The organism is Rathayibacter sp. AY1D1 (assembly GCF_002932635.1).
In the GTDB taxonomy this organism is placed as follows: domain Bacteria; phylum Actinomycetota; class Actinomycetes; order Actinomycetales; family Microbacteriaceae; genus Rathayibacter.
In genome coordinates this window covers 1-2,185 of the sequence record NZ_PSVY01000064.1, presented here as the reverse complement: position 1 = coordinate 2,185, position 2,185 = coordinate 1, and the positions used below count along the sequence as shown (strand labels likewise).

Sequence of the window (2,185 nt, the reverse complement as noted above, 5' to 3'; positions counted from 1 at the left end):
GATCGGCGCCGCCGCCTCCACCGCACTGGTACTCGCGTCGGGAAACGCGACCTGGCCCTCCTCCGCGGGCCTCATCACGGAATACGCAGTCACGGCAGGCATCGCCTCCCTCCTCGGCCGGCTCCTCGCCACCACCCTTCGCGCGAAGAAGCTGCCGATCGTTCCGACGGCGGCGAATCGCGTGAACCGCTGAACGATCCCCCTACGGGACGGCACAAGTCTTCGCACTCGAGGGGACTTGGCCAAGGGTGCAGCGATTTGCAGCGCTGCGGACACTTCTTGGTATGAGCGTCACTGATGAGCAGGACTGGGCTCGCGTCGTAGCGGGTGAGGGTGAGGCGTTCGGTCGCATCTTCGACCGGCACCGCGACCGCGTCCGCCGGCACGCGCTCGGGCTCGCTCCGACTCCTGGGGAGGCGGAGGACGTGGTGTCGTTGACGTTCCTCGAGGCGTGGCGCAAGCGCGAGCGGATCCCATACGGGACGGCCCGGGCCTAGTTCAAGCGTCGCGGAGCATCGACCGAACAGCCTCGAGCGTGAACCCCATCGCCACGGCGAGCTCGTCCTCGTTGGCACCGAGAAGAACAGCGGAGCGCGCAGCAGAAACGACCCTCTCCCTCCCACTGGATCCCGAGGGCTGGCTGCGAAGAAGTGCACTCTCCTCCGACGCGCGCACGAGCGCTGCCTCCGCTTCACTGCACAGAAGCCTCGGCGGCTCGTTGAGATCGATACGCTACCCACGCGCGGACGGCTCAGTGGCTTCATCCATGTCCCGAAGCTACCCAACGTCGACGTCGAGCACCGCCGCCGCACCCCGACAGCCTCGAGCGCTGCGGCAAGCTCGACATCCGGCAACATGCGCTGATCCTCCCGGACGCCCGGCCAGCGATCCCCATATGGGACGCGACGCTGGGAACGTCGAGGAGGATGGCTGTTATGCCAGTCGTCTTCGATGGAACCGTGTGGACGCACTACTCCCAGCTGCAACTCACAACCGGCGCTGCGTCGGTTGAGGATCCTCGTGATGCGTTCGACGGACAAGAGAATGGGCTGTGCGGAGCGAGCTTGCCCGGCGCCCTCTTCATGCGGACAGGTATCCACACCGGGTACGTACAGGTTCGAGTCAGCACGTTGGACACAGCGCCTGAGCTCGGCTTGTGGGAGGAGATCGTCGAGGCGAGCTTCCAGCCCGAAGGACCGGATGCGGTGCTTAGCGGATGGTCTGGGGACTCCGCCGCGTCGTTCCAGCTCACGGCGTCCGCCTATCGGGCCCGGTGGTGCGCTTCCGGCATGGAAGAGGGCCGGCGACAAGATGTCGCCGACGAAGCGCATCCGGCGCCTGACCGGTACGCGCTGTATCTGTGGCCGGCGCCTGCCTCGGCGGACGCGGTAGTGCGGCGAACCTCGGCAATTGCCGCGTACTGGCACAACGACGCCTCTCCGCGCAGCTAGCTTCACCAGGGCGATCGCTCGTTCGGTGAACGATCTCCAGCAGCGATGCGGGTGAGAGCGGCACACCTAGACTCCTGCGCATGACTGCTTCGTCATCCGTGGACGTGTCGCGGCGCCGACGTCGTCCGGCTCGTCGCCGCCTGTCCTTCTTCGGCGTCTTGGGTGAGCTGCTGATGACCGTAGGGGTGCTCGTTCTGCTGTTCCTCGCCTGGCAGCTGTGGTGGAACGATGCGGTGATCGCAGGGCGGCAGGAAGATCAAGCGGCCGAGCTGCGCCAGAGCTGGGGCGATGACGCGCCGTCCGCGGAGGCGCCGTCCGAGCCGACCGCTGAGCCGGCCGTCCCCGGTGACCCGGTGATCGCGCCGGTCGCAGCTCTGGACACCACGTTCGGCAACCTCTACATCCCCCGGTACGGCGAGGGGTGGGTGCGCACGATCGCTGAGGGCGTCGACGCGGAGAACGTGCTCGACGTGGGCAGCATCGGCCACTACCCGGGAACGCAGATGCCCGGCGAAATGGGGAACTTCGCGATCGCGGCGCACCGCTCCGCCGCCGGCGGAGGAATGCACCTCATCGATGAGCTGCAACTAGGTGACGCGATCTACATCGAGACCGCCGACGGCTGGTACACCTATCGGTTCCGGAACCTCGAATACGTGCAGCCCTCCGAAGTGCAGGTCATCGATCCGGTCCCCTGGACGAGCGACGTCGTTCCGACGGATCGTCTGATCACG

Annotated in this window: 4 protein-coding genes; all 4 read left to right on the top strand. The window is 66.8% G+C overall.

Features of this window, described 5'->3' with window-relative positions:
* On the top strand, positions 1-193 hold a 193-nt coding region (locus C5C56_RS18100), incomplete at its 5' end, for a hypothetical protein (RefSeq protein WP_181137633.1).
* 91 nt (positions 194-284) lie between these two features.
* Positions 285-497, top strand: coding sequence for a sigma factor (locus C5C56_RS17370; RefSeq protein WP_104234406.1), 213 nt, complete (start codon positions 285-287; stop codon positions 495-497).
* A gap of 438 nt (positions 498-935) precedes the next feature.
* Positions 936-1,451, top strand: a complete 516-nt coding sequence (locus C5C56_RS17365; RefSeq protein WP_104234405.1) for a hypothetical protein — start codon at positions 936-938, stop codon at positions 1,449-1,451.
* Positions 1,452-1,531: 80 nt separating this feature from the next.
* Positions 1,532-2,185: class E sortase (locus C5C56_RS17360; protein WP_146086532.1), on the top strand; the 654-nt coding region annotated here is incomplete at its 3' end.

Coding starts and splice junctions, on each gene's coding strand:
- C5C56_RS17370 (WP_104234406.1), top strand. CDS start 285: ATGAGCGTCACTGATGAGCAGGACTGGGCTCGCGTCGTAGCGGGTGAG.
- C5C56_RS17365 (WP_104234405.1), top strand. CDS start 936: ATGCCAGTCGTCTTCGATGGAACCGTGTGGACGCACTACTCCCAGCTG.